This window comes from uncultured Campylobacter sp., assembly GCF_937996225.1.
Taxonomy (GTDB): domain Bacteria; phylum Campylobacterota; class Campylobacteria; order Campylobacterales; family Campylobacteraceae; genus Campylobacter_B.
Genome location: NZ_CALKTC010000044.1, coordinates 1 through 25334, shown reverse-complemented (window position 1 = coordinate 25334; position 25334 = coordinate 1). Strand labels below are relative to the sequence as shown.

At 44.9% G+C, this 25334-nt stretch carries 22 protein-coding genes, 1 other RNA gene and 1 CRISPR repeat array; of the genes, 6 read left to right on the top strand and 17 right to left on the bottom strand.

The features are described from left to right. Nucleotides 1–269 precede the first annotated feature (269 nt). The 6 genes from Q0174_RS05470 to Q0174_RS05445 all read right to left on the bottom strand — a co-directional run bounded on the left by Q0174_RS05470 (nucleotide 270) and on the right by Q0174_RS05445 (nucleotide 6286). Complete coding sequence (locus Q0174_RS05470; RefSeq protein WP_298042145.1) at nucleotides 270–1031, bottom strand: nitroreductase family protein; 762 nt, start codon at nucleotides 1029–1031, stop codon at nucleotides 270–272. Between the two features lie 42 nt (nucleotides 1032–1073). Continuing rightward, entirely contained in the window at nucleotides 1074–1592 is a 519-nt protein-coding gene (locus Q0174_RS05465; RefSeq protein WP_298042143.1) for a pyridoxamine 5'-phosphate oxidase family protein, read from the bottom strand. Beyond that, nucleotides 1593–2753: a cell division protein FtsZ gene (gene ftsZ / locus Q0174_RS05460; RefSeq protein ID WP_040303139.1), complete on the bottom strand. Its 1161-nt coding sequence runs from the start codon at nucleotides 2751–2753 to the stop codon at nucleotides 1593–1595. A 22-nt stretch (nucleotides 2754–2775) separates the two neighbouring features. Further along, the gene (gene ftsA, locus Q0174_RS05455) at nucleotides 2776–4143 is read right to left on the bottom strand and encodes a cell division protein FtsA (RefSeq protein WP_177389106.1); all 1368 of its coding nucleotides are present in this window, start codon (nucleotides 4141–4143) and stop codon (nucleotides 2776–2778) included. Then, nucleotides 4136–5593, bottom strand: a complete 1458-nt coding sequence (locus Q0174_RS05450; RefSeq protein ID WP_298042142.1) for a peptidylprolyl isomerase — start codon at nucleotides 5591–5593, stop codon at nucleotides 4136–4138. The genes ftsA and Q0174_RS05450 overlap by 8 nt, the downstream gene beginning before the upstream one ends. A gap of 132 nt (nucleotides 5594–5725) precedes the next feature. Beyond that, nucleotides 5726–6286, bottom strand: coding sequence for a class II aldolase and adducin N-terminal domain-containing protein (locus Q0174_RS05445; RefSeq protein WP_298042140.1), 561 nt, complete (start codon nucleotides 6284–6286; stop codon nucleotides 5726–5728). Nucleotides 6287–6350: 64 nt separating this feature from the next. Between Q0174_RS05445 and rsmH the strand changes: the two genes are divergently transcribed. The 3 genes from rsmH (at nucleotide 6351) to Q0174_RS05430 (ending at nucleotide 10064) form a co-directional block, all read left to right on the top strand. Continuing rightward, nucleotides 6351–7286, top strand: a complete 936-nt coding sequence (gene rsmH, locus Q0174_RS05440; protein ID WP_298042138.1) for a 16S rRNA (cytosine(1402)-N(4))-methyltransferase RsmH — start codon at nucleotides 6351–6353, stop codon at nucleotides 7284–7286. 905 nt (nucleotides 7287–8191) lie between these two features. Further along, nucleotides 8192–9004 (top strand): hypothetical protein, encoded by an 813-nt coding sequence (locus tag Q0174_RS10995; protein ID WP_366112566.1) that lies wholly within the window; start codon nucleotides 8192–8194, stop codon nucleotides 9002–9004. Next, nucleotides 8994–10064, top strand: a complete 1071-nt coding sequence (locus Q0174_RS05430) for a DNA recombination protein RmuC (RefSeq protein ID WP_298042136.1) — start codon at nucleotides 8994–8996, stop codon at nucleotides 10062–10064. The genes Q0174_RS10995 and Q0174_RS05430 overlap by 11 nt, the downstream gene beginning before the upstream one ends. A 1077-nt stretch (nucleotides 10065–11141) precedes the next feature. Here the strand turns inward: Q0174_RS05430 and Q0174_RS05425 are convergent. Then, nucleotides 11142–11420, bottom strand: coding sequence for a hypothetical protein (locus Q0174_RS05425; protein WP_298042134.1), 279 nt, complete (start codon nucleotides 11418–11420; stop codon nucleotides 11142–11144). 37 nt (nucleotides 11421–11457) lie between these two features. Then, nucleotides 11458–11774: RNase P RNA component class A (rnpB, locus tag Q0174_RS05420), an RNA gene on the bottom strand. A gap of 341 nt (nucleotides 11775–12115) precedes the next feature. On the opposite strand from rnpB, the gene Q0174_RS05415 reads away from it, so the two are divergent. After that, on the top strand, nucleotides 12116–12481 hold the full coding sequence (locus Q0174_RS05415) for a hypothetical protein (protein ID WP_298042132.1): 366 nt from the start codon (nucleotides 12116–12118) through the stop codon (nucleotides 12479–12481). Between the two features lie 414 nt (nucleotides 12482–12895). Here Q0174_RS05415 and truD read toward each other — a convergent pair whose 3' ends face one another. Then, nucleotides 12896–14008, bottom strand: a complete 1113-nt coding sequence (gene truD / locus Q0174_RS05410; RefSeq protein WP_298042130.1) for a tRNA pseudouridine(13) synthase TruD — start codon at nucleotides 14006–14008, stop codon at nucleotides 12896–12898. Between the two features lie 105 nt (nucleotides 14009–14113). Between truD and Q0174_RS05405 the strand changes: the two genes are divergently transcribed. Further along, a complete protein-coding gene (locus tag Q0174_RS05405) occupies nucleotides 14114–15148 on the top strand; it encodes a hypothetical protein (protein WP_298042128.1) in 1035 nt (344 codons plus the stop codon). Between the two features lie 123 nt (nucleotides 15149–15271). On the opposite strand, the gene Q0174_RS05400 is transcribed toward Q0174_RS05405, so the two are convergent. The 8 genes from Q0174_RS05400 to Q0174_RS05365 all read right to left on the bottom strand — a co-directional run bounded on the left by Q0174_RS05400 (nucleotide 15272) and on the right by Q0174_RS05365 (nucleotide 21573). Further along, nucleotides 15272–15793, bottom strand: coding sequence for a hypothetical protein (locus tag Q0174_RS05400; RefSeq protein ID WP_298042126.1), 522 nt, complete (start codon nucleotides 15791–15793; stop codon nucleotides 15272–15274). Nucleotides 15794–15808: 15 nt separating this feature from the next. After that, nucleotides 15809–16294, bottom strand: coding sequence for a hypothetical protein (locus tag Q0174_RS05395; RefSeq protein ID WP_298042123.1), 486 nt, complete (start codon nucleotides 16292–16294; stop codon nucleotides 15809–15811). A gap of 404 nt (nucleotides 16295–16698) precedes the next feature. Beyond that, nucleotides 16699–17385: a lysophospholipid acyltransferase family protein gene (locus Q0174_RS05390; RefSeq protein WP_298042122.1), complete on the bottom strand. Its 687-nt coding sequence runs from the start codon at nucleotides 17383–17385 to the stop codon at nucleotides 16699–16701. Next, complete coding sequence (locus tag Q0174_RS05385) at nucleotides 17366–18658, bottom strand: SH3 domain-containing protein (RefSeq protein ID WP_295152901.1); 1293 nt, start codon at nucleotides 18656–18658, stop codon at nucleotides 17366–17368. Before Q0174_RS05385 ends, Q0174_RS05390 begins: the two co-directional genes overlap by 20 nt. After that, nucleotides 18652–19317, bottom strand: coding sequence for a phosphoribosylformylglycinamidine synthase I (gene purQ, locus Q0174_RS05380; RefSeq protein ID WP_298042118.1), 666 nt, complete (start codon nucleotides 19315–19317; stop codon nucleotides 18652–18654). The genes Q0174_RS05385 and purQ overlap by 7 nt, the downstream gene beginning before the upstream one ends. Beyond that, nucleotides 19314–19550 (bottom strand): phosphoribosylformylglycinamidine synthase subunit PurS, encoded by a 237-nt coding sequence (gene purS / locus Q0174_RS05375; RefSeq protein WP_297995235.1) that lies wholly within the window; start codon nucleotides 19548–19550, stop codon nucleotides 19314–19316. Before purS ends, purQ begins: the two co-directional genes overlap by 4 nt. Nucleotides 19551–19553: 3 nt before the next feature. Next, entirely contained in the window at nucleotides 19554–20273 is a 720-nt protein-coding gene (gene purC, locus Q0174_RS05370) for a phosphoribosylaminoimidazolesuccinocarboxamide synthase (RefSeq protein WP_297882374.1), read from the bottom strand. Between the two features lie 10 nt (nucleotides 20274–20283). Further along, a complete protein-coding gene (locus Q0174_RS05365; protein WP_366112568.1) occupies nucleotides 20284–21573 on the bottom strand; it encodes a S41 family peptidase in 1290 nt (429 codons plus the stop codon). A gap of 216 nt (nucleotides 21574–21789) precedes the next feature. Here Q0174_RS05365 and Q0174_RS05360 point away from each other — a divergent pair, with 216 nt between their 5' ends. Further along, entirely contained in the window at nucleotides 21790–24399 is a 2610-nt protein-coding gene (locus tag Q0174_RS05360; RefSeq protein WP_298042116.1) for an AAA family ATPase, read from the top strand. A gap of 95 nt (nucleotides 24400–24494) precedes the next feature. Further along, nucleotides 24495–25242: direct repeats of the CRISPR family, unit length 30 nt; unit sequence GTAGAATTCCATCCCGTTGGGAATTGAAAC. Nucleotides 25243–25334: the final 92 nt, after the last annotated feature.

Genomic DNA, 25334 nt, shown 5'->3' with positions numbered 1-25334 from the left:
GATTTGTAGATTAATAATTTTTTTTTCATATTTATTTTTAACGCAAGGGCATCAAACGCCATGCCCTTGCATCCCCGCTTTACGCAAAACTTTCTTATAAAGAAAAAAGAAAACTCGCTTTTGAATTTCAACTATTTTAATAAAAGTAACTGCATTTCATTCAAAATATATTCCAAAAGCTCAAACAGTTCTTTTTTCTTTAACGAAATTTTGCTTGGTATTTTTTTATCTATATTTAAGTCTATTTTAAAATAAAATTTTTTTTAAAATTATAAATCTTGTTCCAAGTCATCAGTAAATTTAAATCCTTGATCTTCTAAATCCTGTTTTGACTTGTTGTAGAAGTTTTCGTAGATTCTTACTAGCATTTCTTTGTATGATGGCAGTTGTGGGGTGTTGTTTTCTTCACGCCATTTTATGGTGTCTTTTTCGTGGAATTCTACTCCTTCTTCAACTTTTTTCGCATTATAAGTGTCTTCAAATACGAATGTATCTAGTGGGACTCTTGGTTTTACTCTTGTCAGGTTTCTTTTGGCAGGGACTCCGATTGTTGTTCCGACGATTGGAAATACGTATTTTGGAAGTCCTAGCATTTTTATAAATTCTTTTGTTTCTTTTCTAATTGCGCCGATTACAGTACCTCCGTAACCAAGGGCAAAAGCTGCGGTTTGCAATGCGTTTACCATAATTCCAGCATCTACTGCTCCAACTAGGATTCCATCGGCTGATTTTGGAGCGATGTTTCTTTTTCCAAGTGAATTTGAAGCATAAACTCCACGGTGGAAGTCGATTAGTACAAAAATAAATGCTTCAGCTTGGGCGATATGTTTTTGTCCGCCACATAATTCTGCGATTTTTGCTAATTTTTCCTTATCTCTTATGACAATCAATGAAGTTTGCTGACCATTAACTGAATTTGCAGCTCTTTGGGCAGTTTCAAGAATTGTTTGTAAATCTTCTTCCTTTAATTTTTCGCCTGTAAATTCCCTTACAGAACGTCTATTTTGTAATAATTTTATTGTTTCATTCATTTTTCACACTTCCTTTATATTTATATTTTTTATTTCTTAAATTTAATTATATAAAATTTTAGCCTTTGCGGTTACAGATTTCATTTTGAGTTCGTAAATTTTCATGCGCTTTAATGATGCTCTGGAGGCGAACTCCACGCGCGACATGTAGTTTGGGGTGTATTTTTCGCATAGTATCCGTAGAGCATAAATTTTACGCTCGTCATCTTCTACTTCGCTTGCTTCGCAAACGGCGATCGCGCTGCGGTACTCCGTCGTATAAACTCTAGAGCCTAAAGCGGCAGCGTCGTTTGCGATAGATCGGTATTCTTCGTCGCTTGGGGTAGGAACGCGGTTGTAGCTAACAAAAACCGCCGTTACCGCGCGTCCGTTTTGAAAGAGTTTCGCCTTTGTGCCGGCAGGCGCGCCGTGGATATAAATAATGTCTGCATCGCGCACCGGCGAGATAGGCACGCTAAAAATTTCGCCGCTATCGTCTATGCAGCTAAGCGTAGCGTACTCGCTCTCGTCGATGATTTTTAACGCCTCATCTTCGCTTAGCTGCCTATCTCGTCTGCGCATTTAGTCCATCTGGTTTCGTAGGAATGCGGGCTCGTCGAGCTCGTCGTAGGTTTCGTCCCCGTTAAAATCACCGCTGCTTACCTTCTGTCTAGAAAAGATAGAATTTCGACCCATGCTCTCCAAAAGCGCCTTCCTGCGATCGGCTACATTATCGCTGGCGACCTGCTTTTTTTCCTCGATGCTCCTTTCAAAGCCGGTGGCGATGAGAGTAACTTCGACGCGGTTGTTTTCCATCTTAGGATCGGTGGTGGTACCCCAAGTAACGTCAGCGTCCTTATCCACGGTATCTTCGATGATATTCATAGCAGATTCGATCTCAAGCAAGGAGCAATCAGGCGACATCTTAAAATGCACTAGCACACCCATAGCGCCGTGGATGGAGGTATTGTCCAAAAGCGGAGATTGGATCGCGCTTTTTAGCGCTTCTTCTGCCGCGCCATCACCTTCGCTAACGCCGATACCCATAAGCGCCAAACCGCGGTGCGTCATTACCTTTTTTACGTCGGCATAATCGACATTGATATCGCTATCGCCAGACTCTAAGATCACGGAGATCATACCGTTTACGGCTTGGAATAGGACATTGTCCACAATCTTAAAGGCATCTTTTAGACCGGTTTTTTTATCGATGATCTTCAATAAATTTTGATTTGGGATAACGATTATGGAATCGCACTCTTTTTTAAGCTCTTCAAGACCCTCTTGTGCTAATCTCATGCGCTTTTTACCCTCAAAACCGAAAGGGGTAGTAACGACGCCGATAGTTAGCGCTTTTTTCTCTTTCGCAGCTTTTGCAACGATAGGTGCAGCGCCCGTGCCGGTACCGCCGCCTAGACCGGAGCCAACGAAAACGATATCGGAGTAGTCCAAGCGGTCCTTAAGATCGTCGTAGTTCTCCTCCGCAGCCATCTTGGCAAGCGCTGGATCCATACCGCAGCCAAGGCCTTTGGTGGTGTTTTCGCCTAGTAAAATTCTAGTATTTGCGATCGACTTTTCTAACGCCTGTGCATCGGTATTAGCCACCATAAGCTCAACGTCGGTCTTGGTAAATCCTTCGCGGATCATATGATTTATCATGTTGCATCCGCCGCCGCCAACGCCGATAACCTTCATCTTGGCACCGTAGATGCCCTTTCTTTCTTCCATACTGTATCCTTTCACGAGTATCTCCTTAGCTTAAAATTTAAAACCAATTTTTCATAGACGACCAAATTTTATTGAAAAAATTCTGTCCGTCTTTTTTGGGAAGTTGGATATTCAAATCCTCCTTCTTAGCCGCACCGCTATCCGCTCTGATGCCCTCTTTTTCTATCGCCTTACTGACCTCTTTTTCATAATATTCGTTCACATTTCGTTTCGGAGCCTTGTTTATAACTTCGTCTTTGTAGCGGAGTTTGCCGTTAGAGTCCATCTCGTAAGGAGTAAATTCGCCAAAGCCATACATGCAAAGTCCTAGTGCGCAAGAATTTGAAATATCATCAGCAATCTCGTGCAGGCCGCCCACGCTCTTTGCTCTTGCAACCCTAACGGAAGTGTTATCAAAAACTATCGCCGCTAGATCGCGCACATCGTCTAACTTCGCCATGCCGCCGGTGATCACGATACCTGCGCCTATGCGGTCTTTATAGCCGCTTCTTTCGATCTTATCGGCTATCATATCGAAGGTCTCTTTAACGCGAGCGAGTATGACTTGAGAAATGATCTCAAGGCTTATTATGTGGTTTTCTGACTCGCTATCTCCCAAAGCAGGCAATTCAACTTCGCTATTGCCTTGATTAATTAGATCGTTGTAGGTAATCTTTATGTTTTCCGCATATGGAAGCGGTGTGTGTAGGGCGCGCGATAGATCGTTAGTAACGTTATTGGAGCCAAACATCACAACATCGTTATAACGCAAGGAATTCCCCAGGTGGATGACTATATCGCATGTAGCGCCACCCATGTCGATCAGTACTACGCCGAGCTCTTTTTCGTCCTTGCTAAGCGTAGATATGGAGGATGCGTAGCCTGAAAGGACAATATTATCGACCTTCACGCCGGCCATCTCTACGGATTTTTTCAAATTTTTAATTGAGCTTTCCGGCGCGATGACGATATGCGTAGATACCTCTAGGCGCGTGCCGCTCATACCGAGCGGATCTTCGATGTGCTCCTGCTCATCAACTCTGAAATCATACGGAAGCACGTGCAAAATTACACTATCGCTAGGCACATTTGCTTGCGCTTCGGCAACCTGCATGGCACGCTTTATTTCATCCAGCCCGATCTCATTTTCCATAGTTATGACACCGCGAGATTTAACGCTTTTGGCATATGAGCCCGAGATAGATATAATGGCTTTATCGTAGCTTCTACCAGCGCCTTTTACCGCTGCTTTCACCGCTTGCTTTATTGAGCCCGCGGCCTGCTCTATGTTTGTTATGACGCCCTTTTTGATACCTAAAGTATCGGCTCCGCCGACACCTAAGACCGTAAAAATGCCATCATTTTTAGCGATTATCGCGCGAATTTTAGTTGAGCCTATATCTAGACCTAAAATATACTCACTCACTGTCTTTACCTTTAAAATATCTTTCGGTTTTATAGCGCTTTTCTAGCATTTTGGTTAGATCGTCTTGCAGATTGGAATTTAATAACGTGGTTATCCTATCAGCTACGATCGTTTTTTCTTTATCTATCTCTTCGCTGCTACCTAGGCTCTGCTGTGAAATTTTATACACTACGGCTTTGTTATCAAACATCACTATTCCTTCTTTGGCAGGCTTATTAAACATATCGATAAGAAATTTATAAAATTCGTCATCGCTTAGCTTGGTATTATTTTTACTATTAAGAGATAGCGTGCCGAAATCTTCGCCTTTGAAATTTTTAAGCGTATCTTGAGCTCTTTTTTCAAGTAGCTCTTTACGTTTTTTCGTTTCAAATTCTTTAGAAGCCAAAGACCTAGCCTCTTCAAAGCTCATCTGCCTAGGCTGCTCTACACCGTTTAGTTTAGCAATCAAATATCCGCCTTTGTACTCGAAAGGCTTGATGACATCTCCTGGCTTTGCTACCTCAATCTCAGATATTGGAAAATTGCTATCCGTAGCAACTATAGTTTCATTAGTATCGAGCTTGCCTTTTTTAATCTCCAGATAATCCTTTGTAGCGTCTTTTTTAACCTGATCCATCCGGTAATCTTTTAAGACGTTAGGCTTAGCCTCTGCAAAATCCAATAATTTATCATCCAGGCTTCTATACTCGCCTCTGTGTTCTTCATAAAATTTACTTAGTTCCGTATCATTCACATCGGCATTGCTAGGTGCCACAAAATATGTTCCTAGAGTATATTTTTTCTCGGTCATAAAGTGCGATTTCTCGCCTTCCCAAAATTTCTTTAGCTCGTCGTCGTTAAAAGTGACGTTAGCGTCTGCGTAGATTATCTCTGCAGAAACCTTATCCTGCATCAGCTGTGATGCTGCAAATGCTTCTACGATCTTAGGGCTAGGCGTTATTTTTAGTGCTTTGCCGAGCTTTTCTAAAGTTAGGACCCTTTGTAGATTGCGCTCAAATTCCTTTTTAGTAAGTCCTGAATTCCTTACGACATTATCGTAAAGTTCCTTGCTAAACGCGCCGTTTTCTTGGAAATTCGGCGAGCTTAGCACAAATTCCGCCACATCTTTATCACTAGCCTGAATGCCTAAATCTTTAGCAAAATTTAGAAAATACGCTTCGCCGATTAGCTGATCTATTGCGATCTGATCTAGATGCATATTTTTGGCTTGTTCTTGAGTAAATTGCCCATCGCTCATAGCACTCAGTCTGTTGTATAGTTCGGAGTATTTTGTGTTTAGTTCTTGATTTGTTATAGAAATCTGCCCTACTCTAGCGATTGAGCCTGCGCGGTTAGCGTTCATATCATATGCGCCCCAGCCGACGAAGCCTGCGCCCACGAAAGCTATCGTGCTTATCCAGATCGTCGGTATAAGCGACTTCTTATGCTTTTGCATCCATTCTATCATCTAAATCCTTAAATAGCTAACTAAAGAAATTTTTTGTTAGTAATTATACAGATAAAACCTTATGTAAGGCTGAAAAATAGGCATTTTTGGCGAATTATAACGTGTTAGTAAATGATTTGGTATACATTAATCTTAGCTTAGCAAAAGCAGCTTTGAACTCATTTCTAAAATCGCTATTTTTTTCGCCATTTGCTGCGCGCTCCTTGCATGGGCAAAAACCCCATAGCCGCGAATCACCATTATATCGCTATTTTCATTTATCATATAGTTACAAATTTCATACGGCGCACGCTCGTGCCAGTCGTCGTAGCTCTTGGGGTCGTAAATTTCAATGCGTTTAAATTTACTCGCCCCAAAGTAATCTCGCGGCAAAATGAAATCATGCTCCAGCGTATATGCGACAAGATACGGCGGTGTCGCGTAGGTTACGAATTTCGCCTCTTTTATATTTTTGTAAATATTTATATGTATATCGCTATCGATGCTAGCATCTTGCCAGCGGTAGTCTTTTTTTGAAAATAGCGTTATAAAATCATCCCTATCCAGGTTATCGAAAATCGCGTCTTTTTTGTTGATCAAGAACTGATTTTCTTTAATTTTTGCTGAAATCGAGCCGTGAAAGATCCCAAAAAGCCTATCTCTAAACATCGAAAGCGAAATTTTGCGTAAAATTTCATAATAATACTCGTCCATCTCTCGCCTTTGTAAAAAATTTCGCTATTATATAGGATTAGAAATTTCAAAAGGATAAATTTAAGTGCAAGCTCCACATATTCCGGTACTTTTTTCGCAAACGATCGCCGCATTTTCGCAGCTTGAGGACGGCTACGTTATCGACTGCACACTAGGCTACGGAGGGCACAGCGAGGGCATTTTGACCGCTAATCCGCGCCTTAAGCTTATCGCTTGCGACAGAGATGCCGAAGCGATAGAATTTTCGCGCGAGCGGCTCAGTAAATTTAAAGATCGCATAGAAATCCACAAAGCAAAATTTAGCGAAATTTTAGGAATTCTGCCCGAGCAAAAGCTCCGCGCAGTTCGCGGGATATTAGCCGACATCGGCGTTTCGTCGCTTCAGCTGGATAAAAACTGCCGCGGCTTTTCCACTAAAAGCGACGCGCTGGATATGCGAATGGATGAGAGCGCAGCTCTAGATGCGGCATACGTCGTAAACCACTACTCACAAGCAGATCTGGCGCGCATTTTCCGCGAATACGGCGAGCTAACAAACGCTAACGCAATCGCTGCTAAAATAGCTACTGCGCGGACTAACGCACCACTAACAAGCGCTAAAGCTTTGGCAAATTTAATCGGAACGAAGCCCGTTAAAGGGCGCAGCATCAGCACGGCTACGCTAGCATTTCAGGCGATCCGCATCGAGGTAAATAACGAGCTTGGCGAGCTAAGACGCCTGCTCGCACTTATCGAGCAAAAATCGCGCGATTCAATTCTAACTAATGCAACTGTCGCTATAATCTCGTTTCATTCGCTTGAAGATCGCATAGTAAAGGAGCGATTTAAGGCGTGGGAGCGCGATTGCGTCTGTCCTAGAGAATTTATGCGCTGCGAATGCGGCGGCGGGCATTCGTTGGGTAAAATCCTAACCAAAAGCCCTATAATAGCGGACGCGCAAGAGCTTGCGCAAAACTCGCGAGCAGCGAGCGCAAAGCTAAGAATTTTTCGACTGAAATAACCGTCTTTGCTTGCTATGAATTTTAAATTTTGACGAAATTTTGTAAAATTTATAGATTTGCAGGCATTAAATTTTAAAATTTTATGGAATTTTAAAATTCAGCTTTCAAAGATTCGCTTTAGAATTTATGATATTTTCAGCGTTATTTCGAACGCGCAATGTCTAAATCATAAAATTTAATGTTGAATTTTACGCTATATTTAACGTATAATTTTATGAGATTTAGTTGCTGCATATTTTAAAAACTAAGTGGCAACATAGATATAAAACCGAACAAAAGTTAAAATTTGGCGCCTAAAGCAAGCGGCGTAATGTCAAACTCGCCCTTTGCTTTAACGAAATTTTGTAAGCGAGCAGTAGTTTCATCGACCTTTAGATGATAAAGCCTATCTTGCAAGCGATATCCTTCGCTTATAATTTTAAGGCACATCGAAGACGCAGTAAAATTTTAAGCGGTTTTTCAGATTGTTTGACAAAATTTTATAAATAGTCAATCTCGGTAAAGTGAGCTCGATTTTTACCCACCAAAGCGAATTTTCCCAAGCAGGCGGTGCAAAAAGCGAGCAAAATTAACGCGATGCTTCTTTTGAAGCTTCTGCTGCTATACAATATCGTGCAAAGAGCCAGCTAAATAAACGAAATAGCCCGTTAAAGTGAAATTTTGCTTTTGCTGGCCGAGATAGAATTTGGCGAGTTAAGATAAAATTCCATTTACCGAGGTAAAATTGCAAAGAAGAATTTTGCTCGTAGCTTTGCTTTTAAATTTTACCTTAACGGCTCATTGCTGGGTGCACACTTTGCTGGATACACGCTAGCTGCGGGTTTCGAGCTGAATTTATCTTGACGCAGGCGCTTTGGCGGCGAGTAAAGATAAGATCGTGGTTTTAAATTTATGGAGATTTTAAATGAATAAATATGAATATTTTGCCGACGACGATGACGGGCACGACTTCGCAGGGACATCCGATCTAGCGGGCATAGAGCTCGCAAAAAGACGAGCTATGGAGGATCTGACGGATGAGGAGCTAGAGGATAAGCTTGCCGCGGATCTTTCCGTAAAACGAAACTACGCGGGCGCAGCGGGCGGTTACGACGATTTTACCGGCTTGGAATTCGAAAGTTCAGGCTTTACAAATACCCAAAACTATCTAAATTCCGAAAGCGGCGGAACAAAATTTAATAAAAGCAGCGAAGTAAAATTCAAAGGACGCGGCGACGTAAATCTTTCAGTCACTCGCGGTAGCGAGAAATCCGCAACTGGAGCGAGCTACGGCGATTTCGCAGGTGCCAATTTTGTCGGCAAGGCGGATTATGCGGCGTTTGCAGATGCAAGCTTTACAGGCACGCAAAATCAAAATTACGCGGATCTGGGCGCGCATGATTATGCAAGCCTTGCTGCAGGACGCGGTTACGGCAGTTTCGCGGGCGCACAAGACGAGCTACTACGTAACTACGACGCTGAGAAAAAAAAGGAGAAAAATCTCACGCTTTATCAGCTTTTAGTCGTTTATCTGCTGATCGGATTTGCGTTTTTGCTGACGGTGCCGGCGATTTACATCCGCAACGAAATTTATTACATCAGCCGCGACATCGCCGCGCTTCGCACCAAACACGAGGTTTTGCTTGAGGAAAATCGCGCGCTTAACAACGACATCGAATATCTGCGCTACAAAAATGAAATTTTAGATCCGCAAAGCGTGCAAGAAAATGGGCGCTGATGGGATTTTGCTCGCGGCGTTTGCATTTTTTGCTGCGCTAGTGCTTGCCCTGCTGATCGCGCTCGTGCTACAAAACCGCCGCATAAGCGATGCAAACTCCACGCTTAGCGAGCTTTTAAACGAAAGGCTCACAGCTCAAAGTGCGAGAGCAAGTGCCGAGCTTTTTAAGCTAAATCAAAGCCTAAACGACGGCTTTAACGATAAGCTCTATTATCTTAATAGATCCCTAGGCGAGGGTTTGCAGCGCCAAAATAGCGCGCTTAGCGAGAATTTAAGCTCGCTAGATCGTGGCTTTAAGGACATAGCGGAAAATCTAGCGCGAATGAGCGAGCAAAATAAAACTTCACTTCAGGTGCGCGACGAAATCGCAAGGCTAAACTCGATTTTAGGTAATGTCAAGCTGCGCGGCAACTTCGGTGAGTACCGATTAGAGAGAATTTTATCGATGATCTATGGGCAAAACGCCTCGTTTTACGAGCTGCAAAAGCACCTACCAAACGGCAGGATCGCAGACTGCGCGCTGCATATCGCAAAAGGAAAAATCCTTTGCATCGACTCAAAATTCCCACTTCAAAGCTATGAAAAGATCATCGCTGCCTCCGCTTCAAACGATGCCGCAGCGCTTGCTAGTGCGGATAAGCAACTCGCCTCCGATATGAAAAAGCACGCCGCAGATATCGCGGAAAAATACATAATACCGCCTCTTAGCACGGAGTTTGCGGTGCTATTTGTGCCCAGCGAAGCGGTTTTCGTCTACGTCTGCGAGAAGCTGCCGCAGGTGCTTGAATACTGCGCGCAAATCGGCATTTTTGCGGCATCACCCACGACGCTGCTGGCGCTTTTAGGCACGATCCGCACCTTCGTAAAAGATGAGGCGCTCGTGCAAAATATAAAATCGGTAAAAGATGAAATTTACGCGCTAAAATCGGACTTTGAGGCGCATGCTAAGTATGCGACGTCGCTTCAAACATACGCAGATAAGCTCGCCGCGCAAGCGGAGCTTTTAAACAAAAATGCAAAATCTCTAAAAGCCCGCTTTGAGCGTTTTAGCGAGCTATAATGAAGCAAACCGTAGCGTACAATGCGGCGCTTCGGGTGCCTTAGCACGCCGTAACGCGGCGGCATTGTACGCGGCTAAATTATCGGCAAAGGCGCCTTAGGCTCCGCCTCTCATAAAGCTTTAGCTTTTGCATTGCAGGCTTGCAGGCTTTTTAACATTATCTACCGGGCGACTCATTTTGTGAATTCGGCGTTTATTCGGAGCAAAATTTTAAAAACGGGCACAAATCTCAAAACATACGCCGTATTTAAAAATACAAAAAGATTAGGCGCGCAATTTTACACGGCGGCAAGATAAAATTTTAAGTTCGACGCGGCGCCAAAACACACAAAATTCTCCTGCAAAATCATAAAATTCTAAAATTTCTCGGCAAAAATCAAAGCTATAGCACCGCAAACCTGCCAAAAAAACTTTCTCGCTAAAAATTCCAAAGCTCACCTCTGAAATCCAAAATAACCGCATGTCTAAATTCTGCGCGCAAACTGGAATTACCGAGCGCCTAAAAGCCGCATGCGCAAGCGAAAAAATCGTGCCATGTGCCTTAATACTGCTAATGATCTCACATTTTACCACCCTTATACGCCGCGAAAATCGCGCAGCAGGTCAAAACTGAGTAATAGGATTTTTGAGACCTGATTTTATGATCGATCCAAGTGCCTAGGCGCCGATCAAATCTACGCGACGGATTTTGAGGCTACAAGGCTTTAGTGGACGCATAAACGGGCACAGCAACCAACTCCACTTGACGGAATTTTTGGTGCGACTTCGCAACTTCAAGGCTTAGCGCCGATTCGATTAATAAATTGCGCATTCCTTAGCCAATGCGCGAGTGTGACGCCGTTATACGATTACAGCAAATTTGGCGTGCTAAGCTAAATGCGGGCACAAATAAGCACCGCCGATATACGCCGTGCCGCGACCTCGTATCGCTATAGCTAAGCGTACGCAATAAATTTTAGACGCTTTCTGCTTCGCGTAAAATTTTCAATAGTTTTTAGAAATTTTATAAAATTTTGAGCGCTTTGCGCCGCTGTGCCGCAGTCATGTTTATACTAAATCACGCTCAATCTACGCCGTTTATTTATCGGTCGCGCAATTTTTATTGTAGTAGGCAATGGTGCGCTCGTACTCATCGTAAGCCTGTATATAATCGTTTGCGACGCTTGGGTTTGCGTATCGATCCTCGACCGCCAAGAGCTCCGCTTCAAGCTCTTTATAGTGCTCATAAACCTCCGCACAGGCGCGATCGTGGGCGTCACCTTGCAAGATTATAGATTTATCAGCGCCCGCACTCGCGCAGCCTCCGAGCCCTAAAACGACGGCGCAAAGCGCGCTGCATAAGATTAAGCTTTTCAAAATTCTTTCCTTATTCCAAGTAAATAAATTCGGCGTAAAAATAGGTGTGGTTATAAGCCGAGTTCCGTTACAGCGGTCATTTATCTAGACCGATTTTTGCAAATCGGTTCGAGCGAACGGTTCGAATATAAGACGAAACCACCCGTTCTTGCTGCAGGTTGGGTTTGCATTGCCGCTCGTGTCTCCACGCGCGCGGTGGGCTCTTACCCCGCCCTTTCACCCTTACCGCTTGCGCGGCGGTTTGCTTTCTGTTGTACTTTCCCTAGAGTTGCCCCCGGCGTCCGTTAGACGCAACCTTGTCTTATCGCAGCTCGGACTTTCCTCTCCTTGCGGAGCGACCGCACGCCACACCCGAGCGCAATTATAGCTTTTTTGGCTTAAATTTTACGGCTCGTGGAATTTAAGGGGTGGAATTTTTGGCGTGAGCAAGTATAAACTCCCGCCCCTGCACCATTGCCGCCGGAGGATGATGACAATAAAGAAGCTAATAAATTAAATCATATCTTTAACAAAAAAGGGGTGTAAATTAGATGATTTTTTAAATAAATTTGAAAACAATCAACAAAAAGCTTATAATGCTATAATTAAAGAACTTGAAAAAGATATGGCAAATGGTAAGTTACCAAATAATTTTACTAATGGCTATAAAGTTAATATTAAAGGCTATGAAATTACTGTACGTGGAGTTATAAAAAATGGAAAACCAAAAATCGGAACGATGTTTATCCCTCGATAATTTTACAGATATTGCAAATATCGAAGCTGAAATTATTAAGCTAATAAGTGATGATTTAGGCGATTATGCGCTTTATAAGCAGTTTGAAAATTCAGAAATTACAAAAAGAGAGGTTTCGACAGCCGGATATTATTGCCATTTCGAGTGTAAAAAAATATTAGAAAAAAGCAAAAACAACGGTTTTGTCGGCAATGTAAATTTGATGCTTTCTGATGAAAACATTGGAGGAGCAATGGTTCTTTTGGAAAATGGAATTTTAAAAATATTAGAATGCTACTTTTGGGAAGAGAATAATTTTTTTGAAAATATTGTAAATGGGCAATAGTAGATAAAAGACTTAAGCGATTTTAAGCTTAATAATATTTTGCTGGTTATTGACGAAAATAAATTTGGACAACTATAAAAAGGTGAAATTTAGCAAATTTTACCTACGGCCGAGCAGAATAAAATTTTAAATTCTATGGCTTAGACAAAACGGCACGCTTACTGCGATAAAATTTCATAAAATTTCATAAAATTTCATAAAATTTCATCTACCGCGCAAATTTAAATCCACGCAGCCAAGATTTAAAATTCCGTGCAGCGTGGTGCACCGCGACGTGGCGTGGTTTGGCGTAGGGCGTGGCGCGAGCCCTAATCCGCGGCGTGGCACGCTACGACGTAGCGCAAGTGCGGCGTAAACCCTACTCTACGGCGCGGTTTGACATAGCATGAGCCCTAATCCGCGGCGCGATGCGGCTCAATCCTCGTCCGTTGCGGCGCCTTCGAATATATCTCGGTGCAAAATTTCTTCCAAAACGACCGTCGCGTAAGAGCCTTTCGGCAGGTAAAAACTGAAGCTAAAATGCGCATTTTGCGCATCATAGGCGTGCTGCACGCGCTCCATAAAGCTCCATGCAAACCTGCGCGAGCCGTTCATCTGCGCCTCAAACTCGCGAGCAGGCGCGAAAATTTCATCTTCAAATCTGCCGCCAAGCCCGCTAGCTCGCAACTTCGCTCGCCCCACGATAAGGCCTGCACTCGTGATTTCTCGCTTCGCGAAGCGCTCGCACTCCGCGCCAAGATCGTCACAGCTAAAAAACGCGCCGCGGGGAAAATGCCCTAAAATCTCGCCCCTTAAAAGCTTAAAAAACTGCGGTTGAGCCGTGATCTCGCGCGCCTCCTCCTTGCTTAGCCCGTAAATTTTAGCAAACTCTCCAAGGCTAAATTCCGCCGCAAATTTTGAAATTTCGACCCGCTTGCTAAGCCAGCGATTGAAAAGCTCGCTCTGATAGGCGCTGATTAGAAAGTCGCGCATTTTGGGGTTTTTAAGCCGCCTCTGTCCGCGCAGCACCTCCTCGCCCTGCGCCGCGTTGTCGCCGAACTTGCCGAAGCGCTGATAGCCGAAGTAGTTCGCAAAGCCCTCGCGCCCTAGCGTATCTAGCGCGGCTGCGAGCTTGACGGCGTCGGGCGGTAGGACCTTTTTTAAGCGGATGAAAAAGTCGTTGCCCTTTAGATGCCCGATTTTAAGCTTGTTTTTGTGCCTTTGCACGCTTAAAATTTTAAGGCTCTCGTGCGAAAATCCGCCCAGCGCGGGCTCAAATTTAGCGGGTATGCTAACATGCTGCGTCGTAAGGCCCTGCTTGTCTTTAAGCCCCGCGTAGCCGAACTCGCGCATCTTAGCGCCCGTATGTTCGCTTAAAATCCGCAGTGCCTCGTGCGTGCCGATGCCCTTTTTTTGCAGCAGCAAAATGCAGTGCTCGCCCTCACCGCTAGGCTCGTAAAGCGGTACTTCGCGCACGACGAAATCGCCTGAGTTTTTACTAAAATGCGCATTTATCGGCGCGTGATTTAAGGTGTATAAATTTTTCATAGCCGGCCTTTGCGTTAATCTAAGGCGTAATTTTATAAAATTGAGCCTAAAAAACTCATTATTAAGGCAAATTCTAGTATCATTCGCCATAAAAAAGGATGAAAAATGCTAATCAGGCTCTTTCGCTTCGATCCTCGCTGCGACGTCGCAAGCTACTTCAAGCCCTATGTTTATGAAAGCGCGCCCTTTGCCGATCTTGCGGCACTGCTTGACGACATTTCCGCGCACGATCCCTATTTCAGCGCGCAGGGGGTGGAATTTGTAAAAATCGGCGGCACCGCGGTGAGCGTAAAAGAGCCGCTAGATACGCTGCTAGCGCACTTTGGAAGCGAGCTAATCATCTCGCCTCTTAGCGAAAAAGAAGCGATTAAAGATCTGCGCTGCGAGCCGAGGGCATTTTTGGATAAATTTAAAGCTTTTGAGGGCATCGCGGACGTCTCTGATTTCGAGTTTTACAAAAGCCTCGCGCCCTATTTTTACTCGACAAAAATCCCCGCATGTTCACGGGAGTTTTTGGGCAACAGCGCCTTTATCTTCGCGCACCGCCTGATGCAGACGCACCCGAGCGAGCGCATGAGGATTTTGGAGATCATCGAGCCGCAGATGGCGTATTTTACGAAGTGCGACGCCGTGGGGATGGAGTTTGACGACCGCGCGGCATACAGGGCGTTTTGCGATATTTTAAAATTTGAGCCCGCGCGCAGCAATAAAATTTTAAGCGCACAGAGCATGGCGGAATTTGACGCAGCGAGCGCGAAGCACGATTTTAGCGGCTTTAACGTCGCCGTGTGGTACGACGAGGCTGCAGAGGATCTAGCCAGCAGGCTGGGCGCGCAGATCGTGCACTTTGGCTGCGAAGGCGCGCCGCTTGGGGCGCAGATATACGAGCGGGAGCGGGAGTGCGCGCTGCGGCTGGGGGGCGAAATTTTATTTGACGCGTTTGATAGCGGAAGCGATTTTTTGCTAGTAAATTCCAAACTTGCGCTTGATTTTTTAGACGGCAGAAGCGATGAAATCCAAAGGCTTTTCGGTAGAGACCTCGCGGGGTTTTATCTAATTACGACGGATGAGCTCATCGCTCTAGCTCGCGGCGAGAAGCCCGACTTTTCGGCGCGCAAGCTAAAGCCGACGTTGATTTAAACGGACGGAATTTTAAAATTTATCCTATTACGACGGTAAAATTTTAAATCGACTGTATATTGATGATCGGCATAAAGCAAATAGTTTTCTTAATCGCAGGCGGTTTAATCATCTACTATTTCTTTAATTCGGCATTTGTTGTTTTGCCCTGTGGCTCGTATTCTTGCTTTGCTTTAAATTGACTATTAAGCTTGCCTTTAATTTTTCTTTTGGAGTAAAATTTTCTAGTCCAACTCCGCCACCGCCATATACGCTTAAAATTTTTCTCAAAATATCTATAATTTCATCGCTGGTTGTATTCTCGGCATCTGTTTTTATATCGTGAAGCTCATAAATAATTCTATGCGGATCGCCAATCGTTTCATCATTAAAAATCCGCCTCAAGTCCAGCTCTATATCGTTACTTTTATAATGCAATAGCCATATCGTTTTAGTTAAGGCATAATCTCCTATATCTCTTAAATAATCATGCGATATACGAATTAGCCAAGTGTTATTTTCTCGGTCTATACACCAATCTAATCTTTTTAAAAACCATAAACTAATTTCGTCATCATCATATTTTTTGCGTATTTTGTTTATCGTTTCCAATAAACTATATTTTTCAATATCCTCTTTTGAAATACGCTCTGTAATAAACGCCACCTTATCTCCTTTGCTTTAAATTTTTGATATGAAAATTACTTGAATATTCTCTTTAGGGATAAAATACGTTATAACGTCTCCTCCCTTAAACTCATTTAAAATTTCTTTTAAAATATCTACAATCTCTTGTTTTGGTATATCCCCGATATCGCTTCTTATGGATTCCAGTTCATATATTAGTATAAACGGATTATCCGTATCTTTTTTACCGGTATATTCATTATGTATATTCCTCAGATCGATCTCTATATCTTTGCCTCTATAATGCAAAAGCCATATCACTTCTCCGCTAAATTCCATATCTCTAGGATCTCCGATAGTGATACTGCGTACTACAAAAAGCCAAATACCTCTTTCTCGATCTATGCACCAATCTCTCGAATTTAAATCTACCCAATCAAGCTCACCCTGATAATACTTATTGCATATCTCATTGCACGGTTTTAGCAAATCGTATTTCTCGACATCCTCTTTTGAAATTTCCTCTGTAACAAACGCCATTCTCTCCTCCTTAAGAATTTAAAATTTTAAGACTGCTTGCGGGTTGCCGCCATCTTTTGCTCTTGCGACAAATCGTTTAGCCATTTGCGCAAATGGCTAAATATACGCTAAATTCCACATCTTGCCGCACCGCGTAAATTTTAAAATTTCGCTTTTATGTAGGCGCTGTTTTCTTGCGGGTCTCTCGCCGATAACTCGCCGCCTGCTGCTTAGATGAAATTTTAAAATTCCACTACCTAAACGCACGGATAAAATTTTAAAATTTCGTCGTCCGCGCGCACGAATAAAATTTTAAAATTCCACGCCGCAAATCAAAGCGCAAATAAACGCGCTGCTGCGCACAGAAATCGCGCGAATTAACAAAAGTCGCGTTTGAATTTCATCGATAAATTTATGAATTCTACCTATGCTTCGGCGGTTTCGTTTTCGTCGATTACGGCTTGCATCGCCTCTCTGGCGTGCTGCAGCCAATCTTTATCGCTCGTATCGAGCAGGTCTAGGTAGATGATTTTGACATGTCCGCTGTGGACGGTGAAATCGTGAGAGTTTGCGATGTGCTGCGTGCCGATGAGCACCACCGGCTGGACGCGCAGACCGAGCTTGCTAACGATCGCTTTGGCGCCGCTTTGGAATTGCAAAAGCTGCGTGCCGCGATGTCTGGTGCCCTCGGGAAACATCGTGATGACGCGCCCTTCGCTCACGCGCTGCTGCACTTCATGCACGATCCGCACCAGATCGCGCGGATTGGAGCGATCGACTTGGATCATCTTCGGAAGAGTGATGATTTTGCCGATAATAGGGATGTCTGCGATCTCCTTTTTAGCGATCCAGCAGATATCGGCGGGATGGGTCTCTTCGAGCACGACGATATCCATTATGCTTTGGTGGTTGGCGATGAGTAGCTGCGCGCGCGGATCGGGAGTACCTATGATCTCGATATCATATCCGATGCCATAGCGCTGGAAGCGCCCCCAAATGCGGCGAAAGCGGCGATGAGAGGAGTTTTTCACCGCCATGGCGATTACGACGCAAACGACGGTAAAAATAAACCAAATCGCGTAAAATAACGCTCTAATCCTTGCTAAGTTCATCTTTTTTAACCCAGCCGATCTTGTTGCCGCCCAGCATGATTTTATAAAATTCCTTATTCGTACCCAAAATTTCGACCTTCTCAGGATTTTTAGTCACGTAAAACACGGTGGAGCTTTGCATAGGCAAAATTCTAACCGGGGAATTTTGCGCGATGCTGCCCGTGCCGTAAGGCCTTTGAGCATAGAAATTTACCGCCAAAATTAGCACAGCAAAGATAAGCGGCGTGATATTTTTGCTAAGCAGAAACATCACCAAAAGCACGGCAGCTAGCGTGTAGATCGCGATCTGCTTGTAGGCTTCGAACTTGCTCTCTTTCGGATTTAGACCGATCTGCGTGCTAAGATCCTCGGCGCGCGGATTAAGCTCAAGACCGAAATTTTCAAATTTTTTAGTATTAAGATTAAAATAGCTGAAGTCTAAATTTGTGATATTTTTATCCACGACGGCGAAATAATATCCACTCTGACTTGCGTATGTGCCGCGTACGGAGTCCACACCCTGTTTTATGATGGCTGGATTATCGATGCTAAAAGCGCTGATTGCGCCGTTTCGGATACCAAGATCAAGCGTGAGTAAATTTGAAGCGTCGTCAAATTTAGTAGTTTTGTAGTTTTTAAGTTTCAGCTCGTCAGCTACGATATGCGAAAAATTAGGCTTCGTGTCAAGCTTCATAAATTCCGGATTATCAGGCTTAATAGAGCTTTTTTCAAAGAATTCTCCATTGCGCTGCAGCGTCAAAACGAGCTCATTTATCTTATCGCTCTTATCGCTTGCCGCAAACCACAGCGTCGTCTCAAACATCTCGTCGCCCTCGATCCACGTAAGATTATCGGCATTAAGCCACTTCATACCATTGGTGCGGCTGATCTCTAGCTTTGGCTTAACGGTGATTTTCTGCCCCAAATATACGGCGAAATCGATCTTAAAAATTTGATTGCAATACACCTTCCTAGGCATCCCGCTGGCTTTTAGCGTAAGCTCCTTAGGCTTAATGTCCTGATAGACCTTATCGTCGGATACATCAAGATCGACTTCGTTAGTAGGCGCCAAAGCCTTAAGATCGTCGATGCTTAAATTATCCATCGACATAACCTCTTTTTTATTGTATTTCAGCATTACCTTAGAATTATCGCGCGTCTGCGGCTCGTCGGGCTTATCCTCAGCTTTTTTCGGCGCGTATTTACTTAGATCATCAAGCGAATCGATCTCAATCTCCGGCGCAGCAAACGCAAGCGTACAGACACCTAAAATAGTAAGAATTTTTTTTAGCAAATTAAGCCTTTTAGCATTTTCTCTCCGTCCTTGCCGCCTAAAATAGGCTCTATCGCGCGCTCAGGATGCGGCATCAGGCCGAAAATCTTTTTATTTTTATCGCAAATCCCAGCAATTGCGTCCACTGAGCCGTTCGGATTTAGATCCGCGCCGTTTGCGTCGCAATATTTTAACAGCACGCAATCCTCGTCGTATAGCGACTTTAGCGTATCTGCAGGCGCATAGTAGTTGCCCTCGCCATGCGCAATCGGGATATTTAAAATTTCGCCCTTATCGCAACAGCGCAGGAATTTATTGTCGTTTGAAACGACGCGCAAATTGTGAAATTTTGAGATAAAGCTTAAATTTATATTTTTATTCATCGCGCCTGCGAGCAAGCCTAGCTCCAAAAGCATCTGAAAGCCATTACAGATGCCTAGGATATAGCCGCCGCGCGCAGCATGAGCAAGAACCGCCTTCATCACCGGACTAAATTTAGCAATCGCCGCGGTTCGCAGATAATCTCCGTGGCTAAAGCCGCCGGGAAGCACGATCAGATCGGCGTTTATGTCGGTTTCTTTATGCCAGATTATCTGCGTTTCGCAACCAAGCTTATCAAAGGCGTATTTGGTGTCGCGCTCGCAGTTGGTGCCTGGGAAATTTACGATCGCTATCTTCATATCACGATCTCGTAGTCTTCGATGACGGTGTTTGCCAAAATTTCATCGCACATTCTAGCGACGTCGGCGTAAATTTTATCCCTATCCTCGCCATCTAGCTCAAGGACGATCTGTTTGGCTACGCGCACATCTCGTACGCTGCTAAATCCAAGCGCAGCAAGGGCGTGCAAAACCGCCTTGCCCTGCGGATCGAGCACGCCCTGCTTAAGCCTTACGTTTACGATCACCTTCATCGCTTATCCTAAAATTCTACGCAAGACCTCTTCGTAGGCCACTTTTACGCTACCAAGATCCTGCCTGAATACGTCCTTATCGAGCTTTTTGTCGGTCTGTTTGTCCCAAAAGCGGCAGCTATCGGGGCTGATCTCATCTGCAAGCAGGATATTTCCGTCCTTATCCCTGCCAAGCTCAATTTTGAAATCAACGAGCTTTAAATTTCGCTCGTCGAAAAATTTAATCAAAATTTCATTGATCTTGCGCGCGATCTTTTTGAGCTCGTCAAGCTCGCTTTGGCTCTTTACGGCGCCAAGCAGCAAGCAATGCTCATCATTTAGTATCGGATCGCCCAGCTCGTCGTCTTTATAGCAAAACTCCACCAGCGTAAACGGAAGCTTCGTGCCCTCTTTGATGCCTAGGCGCTTTGTAAGCGAGCCGGTGGCGATATTGCGAGCGATGATCTCAAGAGGGAAAATCTTGCATTTTTTTACGAGCTGCTCGGTCGGACTGATCGTCTCAACAAGCGCGGTGGCGATGCCGTGCTTTTTAAGCAGATCAAAAATCAGCGTCGAAATTTTACAATTCAGCGCGCCTTTGCCGCTCTCTTCGGCTTTTTTGACGCCGTTAAACGCCGTCAGCGAATCTTTAAATTCCGAGATTAAAAGGTCGTCACTTTCGTTAACCGACCACATCTTTTTGCCCTTGCCTTCGTAGATGAGCTCTTTTTTGGTAGCTTGCATCACACTCTCCTTACTTGATGTTTAGAATTTTTATCGCGTCTATTGCGGTTTTTAACTGGATATCGTTATTAATCTGCTCTGCTGTGATGAAATTTTTCTCATCCTTTTTCTGAGCATCTTTTTTCTTGGTCTCAACCTTGGCTAGCTCGCCTTGCAGGTGCTTTTTAAGATCGGCCTCTTTTAGCGAGAATTCATCCTCGTCGCGGCTCGGCACCTTGCCCGGCGCCACTATGAGATCAGGCGTCACGCCCACAGCTTGGATGGTGCGACCGCTTGAGAGATAGTAACGCGCGATGGTTAGTCGCAGAGCTTCTTTATCCTCGATCGGGAGGATCACCTGCACGCTTCCCTTGCCAAAAGTTTTTTCACCAACCAACACGGCGCGCTTTAGATCCTGAAGCGAGCCGCTTACAATCTCGCTCGCGCTCGCGCTGCCGCCATTAACCAAAACCACAAGCGGTAAATCGGTGATCTTCTTTTTAGGATCGGCGTTATGCGCTTCGGTTTCGTTTTTTGCACGTCCTTTTTGAGAGACAATAAGACCTTTGCTTACGAATAAATTTACAAGCCCGATCGCCTGATCCAAAAGCCCGCCCGGATTGTTTCGCAGATCCAAAATAATGCCTTTGGCGTCTCTGTGCTCTTTTATAAATTTGCTCGCATCCGCTACCACGTGCTGATCGAAATTCGTAACGCGCAGATATAAAATTTTATCTTCCTCGATCATCTTAGCATAGACCGATTCTACTTTGATTATGTCGCGGATAATCTCGACGTCGAAAGGCTTGCTAACTCCCTTACGCACGATCGTTAGAGTGATTTTAGTTTTCGGCTTGCCGCGCATTTTTGAGACCGCATCGTCGATCGTGATGCCGAAAGTCGCATTGCCGTCGATACGCAATATCACGTCGTTAGCCTGAATGCCTTTCTTATCGGCAGGAGTCCCCTCGATAGGCGAGATGACGGTCAGAGCGCCGTCTTTCATACCCACCTGAATTCCAAGCCCGCCGAACTCGCCCTCGGTCTGGACTTTCGTGTCGTTAAACGCCTTTTCGTCCATATAGCTTGAGTGCGCGTCGAGGTTATTCATAAGCCCCGAGATCGTCTTATCCACGAGCTCCGAGAAGGTCATCTCATCGACATAATTGTTTTCGACGATCGCAAGCGTCTTGGTAAGCTTGGCTAGCGCCTCCAGACGCGTTTTTTCGCTGTCTGGTTTTTTAGTCGCATTGACCTCTCTGGCTTGTAAATTTCCGGTAAAAAAACTAACGCCTAAAAATAGAGAAAATATGAATCCCAAGCCGAAGAAGAGGTGTTTTTGTCGCAAAGCATATCCTTGAAAATAAAATGTAGCGAATTTTATAGAAAATTGGCTAAAAATAAGGTAAATTTTATACGAAATTTGCGCGTTTACGGATAAATTTAAGCCGAAAATTTTAAAATCTCACTAAAAAACCTTGACATAAAGACACTAAAGTTATATAATGCGATCAACTTCAACTTTAGGAGAAAATTTATGAACGAAACTATTGAAATTTTAACCGATAAAATGCGCTCTTTGCTTGAAAGCAGCGTTTCTTTGGCGATCCATTCCAAAAATAGCGAAGTGGGCGTATTGCACATGCTCTGGGCTTTGGTAGCCGACAGCGGCTCGGTGCTAAATCAAATTTTTAATAAATTTAGCATCGAAAAGACCGCAGTCGAGCTCGAGATCAAAAGCGAAATTTCAAATTTGCCTACGAGCTCAAACGTCACGAAGGAAAACGTGCGAATCTCGCGCGAGCTGATGAACTCGCTAGAGCTCGCAAAGGGGTTGATGACGAGCTCAGGCGATAAATTTATTGCCGTAGACACTTGGCTGATCGCAAATTTAAACGCCGATCCGCTAAAGAAAATTCTGTCTAAATTTGCGGATCTTAGCGAGATCAAAAAAGAGCTAGAGGCGCTTCGCGGCGGCAAAAGCATCGATTCGCAAACCGCCGACGAGACGCTTGAGGCGCTTAGTAAATTCGGCGTCGATCTCACCGCCAAGGCGATCGCGGGCGAGCTCGATCCGGTCATCGGTCGCGACGAGGTAATCTCGCGAATGATGCAAATTTTAATCCGCAAGACGAAAAACAACCCTATCCTACTGGGCGAGCCGGGCGTGGGAAAAACCGCAGTCGTCGAGGGTCTTGCGCAGCTGATCGCAAAAAAAGAGGTTCCGCTTAGTCTGCAAAACAAACGTGTCATCGCGCTTGATATGAGTGCGCTGATCGCGGGCGCGAAGTACCGCGGCGAGTTTGAAGATAGGCTCAAAGCCGTCATAAACGAGGTCGTAAAAGCCGCAAACGTCGTGCTTTTCATCGATGAAATTCACACCATCGTAGGCGCGGGCGCAAGCGAAGGCTCTATGGATGCCGCAAACATCCTAAAGCCCGCTCTTGCGCGCGGCGAACTGCACGCTATCGGCGCTACGACGCTGAAAGAGTACCGAAAGTATTTTGAAAAAGACGCCGCGCTTCAGCGCCGCTTCCAGCCCGTAACGGTCGCGGAACCTAGCGTGAGCGAGGCCACGGCGATCCTGCGCGGCATAAAGGAGCGGCTGGAGGTGCATCACAACGTCACCATCACCGATAGCGCGCTAGTCGCCGCCGCAAGGCTAAGCGACCGCTACATCAGCGATAGGTTTTTGCCCGATAAGGCGATCGATCTCATTGACGAAGCGGCGGCGGAGCTTAAAATGCAGATCGAAAGCGAGCCAAACGAGCTTGCCAAGGCTAAGCGCGACATCCTTACGCTTCAGGTCGAAAAGGAAGCCCTTAAGATGGAGGATGACGGCAAAAACGACGAGAGGCTCGCGCAGATCGATAAAGAGATCGAAAATTTAACCGAGCAGAAAAATGCGCTTCAGGCTAAATTTGAAAATGAAAAGTCCGTATTCGGCGGCATCAGCGAGGAGAAAAAGGCGATCGACAGCCTCAAAAACGAAGCGAGCCTAGCAAGACGCAACGGCGATCTTAGCAAGGCCGCCGAGATCGAATACGGCAAGATCCCCGCCGCGCAGGCAAAGGTCAAGGAGCTTGAGGCGAAGTGGGATGCGATGAAAGAAAACGGCGTGCTTTTGCGAAACCGCGTGGACGAGGAGAGCGTGGCTGAAATTTTAAGCAAATGGACGGGCATCTCGGTAAGCAAAATGCTCTCCTCCGAAAAGGAGAAATTCCTTCATATCGAGGAGCACTTAAAAGAAAGCGTCGTGGGGCAGGACGAGGCGCTGCACGCCATCGCTCGCGCCGTCAAGCGCAACAAAGCCGGCCTCGTGAACGAAAACCGCCCGATCGGAAGCTTTTTGTTTTTAGGCCCTACCGGCGTCGGCAAGACCGAGAGCGCGAAGAGTTTAGCGAGGTTTTTATTCGACGATGAGCGGGCGATGATCCGCTTTGATATGAGCGAGTATATGGAAAAACACAGCGTCTCGCGCTTGCTCGGCGCGCCTCCCGGATACGTGGGCTACGACGAAGGCGGACAGCTTACCGAAGCTGTGCGCAGAAAGCCCTACTCCGTGCTGCTTTTTGACGAGATCGAAAAGGCGCACAAGGACGTTTTTAACATCCTGCTTGGAATTTTAGACGACGGGCGCGCGACCGACAACAAGGGCGTTACGGTCGATTTCAAAAACACGATCATCATTCTAACGAGCAATATCGGCTCGGCTAAGATTATGGAGCTTGACGCCAAAAATACGGACAAGCCGCGCGAGGTAGCACTTGCCGAGCGAGAGGAGGCGGTAAAGAGCGAGCTGAAGAATTATTTCAAGCCCGAATTTATCAACCGTCTAGACGACATCGTGATCTTCAACGCCCTAAGCGAGGACGATCTTATAAAAATCGTGGGCATTATGTTTAAAAGCCTGCAAAAAACGCTCGCAAATCGCGGCATTAACGCAAGCCTAAGCGAAAATGCCAAAAAGCTCATCGCCTCGGCGGGCTTTGATATCGAATACGGCGCAAGGCCGCTACGAAGGGCGCTCTACGATCTAGTAGAGGATAAGATCGCCGATATGATCCTAAGCGACGAGATCAAAACGGGCGATAAAATCGAAATCGGCGCACGTGACGGCGAGATCGAGATAAAGAGGGTGAAGTAAAATTCAGCGGAATTTATCCTGCAGGGTAAATTCCACGCTTTGGTGGAGTAAATTTGGCGAGGTGAATCTAAAATACTTTATTAATATAAATTGGGCGAATAATCTATCTCCTTGGGAATTGAAACTTGGTATTTTACGCCATGATAGTATCGGCGCATAGTAGAATTCCATCCCGTTGGGAATTGAAACTCGGCATCTTGGAACGTTTTTGCCTTTGCACTACTGTAGAATTCCATCCCGTTGGGAATTGAAACCTCAAGCCTTTTATCAGAGCGCTGCGCGAAGTCGAGTAGAATTCCATCCCGTTGGGAATTGAAACCAATACCGACTGCTTGGAGTTTATGCGCTCTATGCGTAGAATTCCATCCCGTTGGGAATTGAAACAATCACTCACACTTAACGTAATGGCGTCAAACATCTTGTAGAATTCCATCCCGTTGGGAATTGAAACAACGGCACTACGTAGGCTTGCCCGAAAGTTTTATGTAGAATTCCATCCCGTTGGGAATTGAAACTCATTGCGTTTGCTACCGCTTTCCAGCCGTCGTAGTAGAATTCCATCCCGTTGGGAATTGAAACCGTCTTTTTTGCCCAAGCTTGAAGCTATATGCTTCGTAGAATTCCATCCCGTTGGGAATTGAAACGGTATAGACTTTCCATCACCAAGCATATCCTTAAAGTAGAATTCCATCCCGTTGGGAATTGAAACTATCAAATAGCAAATAAAAGTATGAAATAGATACTTTGTAGAATTCCATCCCGTTGGGAATTGAAACTATCAAATAGCAAATAAAAGTATGAAATAGATACTTTGTAGAATTCCATCCCGTTGGGAATTGAAACTATCAAATAGCAAATAAAAGTATGAAATAGATACTTTGTAGAATTCCATCCCGTTGGGAATTGAAACTATCAAATAGCAAATAAAAGTATGA

Excerpts from the sequence above, each read along its gene's own strand:
- Q0174_RS05470 (WP_298042145.1), bottom strand. The coding sequence starts at position 1,031 with ATGAATGAAACAATAAAATTATTACAAAATAGACGTTCTGTAAGGGAA.
- Q0174_RS05465 (WP_298042143.1), bottom strand. The coding sequence starts at position 1,592 with ATGCGCAGACGAGATAGGCAGCTAAGCGAAGATGAGGCGTTAAAAATC.
- Q0174_RS05450 (WP_298042142.1), bottom strand. The coding sequence starts at position 5,593 with ATGATAGAATGGATGCAAAAGCATAAGAAGTCGCTTATACCGACGATC.
- Q0174_RS05445 (WP_298042140.1), bottom strand. The coding sequence starts at position 6,286 with ATGGACGAGTATTATTATGAAATTTTACGCAAAATTTCGCTTTCGATG.
- Q0174_RS10995 (WP_366112566.1), top strand. The coding sequence starts at position 8,192 with ATGAATAAATATGAATATTTTGCCGACGACGATGACGGGCACGACTTC.
- Q0174_RS05430 (WP_298042136.1), top strand. The coding sequence starts at position 8,994 with ATGGGCGCTGATGGGATTTTGCTCGCGGCGTTTGCATTTTTTGCTGCG.
- Q0174_RS05415 (WP_298042132.1), top strand. The coding sequence starts at position 12,116 with ATGGAAAACCAAAAATCGGAACGATGTTTATCCCTCGATAATTTTACA.
- truD (WP_298042130.1), bottom strand. The coding sequence starts at position 14,008 with ATGAAAAATTTATACACCTTAAATCACGCGCCGATAAATGCGCATTTT.
- Q0174_RS05405 (WP_298042128.1), top strand. The coding sequence starts at position 14,114 with ATGCTAATCAGGCTCTTTCGCTTCGATCCTCGCTGCGACGTCGCAAGC.
- Q0174_RS05395 (WP_298042123.1), bottom strand. The coding sequence starts at position 16,294 with ATGGCGTTTGTTACAGAGGAAATTTCAAAAGAGGATGTCGAGAAATAC.
- Q0174_RS05390 (WP_298042122.1), bottom strand. The coding sequence starts at position 17,385 with ATGAACTTAGCAAGGATTAGAGCGTTATTTTACGCGATTTGGTTTATT.
- purQ (WP_298042118.1), bottom strand. The coding sequence starts at position 19,317 with ATGAAGATAGCGATCGTAAATTTCCCAGGCACCAACTGCGAGCGCGAC.
- purS (WP_297995235.1), bottom strand. The coding sequence starts at position 19,550 with ATGAAGGTGATCGTAAACGTAAGGCTTAAGCAGGGCGTGCTCGATCCG.
- purC (WP_297882374.1), bottom strand. The coding sequence starts at position 20,273 with ATGCAAGCTACCAAAAAAGAGCTCATCTACGAAGGCAAGGGCAAAAAG.
- Q0174_RS05360 (WP_298042116.1), top strand. The coding sequence starts at position 21,790 with ATGAACGAAACTATTGAAATTTTAACCGATAAAATGCGCTCTTTGCTT.